Annotated in this window: 1 protein-coding gene; it reads left to right on the top strand. The window is 48.6% G+C overall.

Annotation, left to right across the window (positions count from 1 at the left end; genetic code table 11):
• A partial coding sequence (locus tag IDZ20_RS00035) for a LuxR C-terminal-related transcriptional regulator (RefSeq protein WP_188149381.1) occupies positions 1–654 on the top strand: 654 nt, incomplete at both ends.

Below are 654 nucleotides of genomic sequence, written 5' to 3'. Positions count from 1 at the left end.
AACCCTGCGTTGCGTAATATCCCCGTTATTTTTATGACTGGGCTTAGCGATACTGAGAGCATTATTAAAGGCTTTGCAGCAGGCGGCGTCGACTACCTAACCAAACCGATAAACCCGCAGGAACTTATTGCGCGGATTAATGTGCACTTAGCGAATGCGCGAACCACACTCAGCGCACAGATGGCCTTAGATACAGCAGGCCAGAATATTTTTGCGGTGAATTTACAGGGTAAAAAATTGTGGTCAACCCCCACCGCAGCGAAGCTTCTCGCCACCCTGGAGAGCGAACAACTTACCGAGAAATTTGAATTAGAACTTAAGCAGTGGCTCGCGCGCTTTCCCGCCGAAGGCAATAAACTTCCATTTGCAGCCGACACGGCTGCGGCTACCGAATATGTTGCTATTTATTTTGGCGCAACCGAACAGGGCGAACATCTACTTAAACTCAGCACTGCATCTACCTTAGACGAGGCGTCGGTTTTAAAGTCCCACTTCGGTATGACCAAGCGTGAATCCGATGTGTTTCTTTGGTTAGCCAAAGGCAAAACCAACCGCGAAATTGCCCAGATTATTGAGATGAGCCCGCGCACGGTTAACAAGCACTTAGAACAACTGTTTAAAAAACTACAAGTCGACAATCGAACCTCGGCGGCG

The sequence above is a fragment of the Teredinibacter waterburyi genome, assembly GCF_001922985.1.
In the GTDB taxonomy this organism is placed as follows: Bacteria; Pseudomonadota; Gammaproteobacteria; order Pseudomonadales; family Cellvibrionaceae; genus Teredinibacter; species Teredinibacter waterburyi.
Note: the sequence above shows the minus strand (reverse complement) of the source record. Positions and strands in the feature narration are given on the sequence as shown.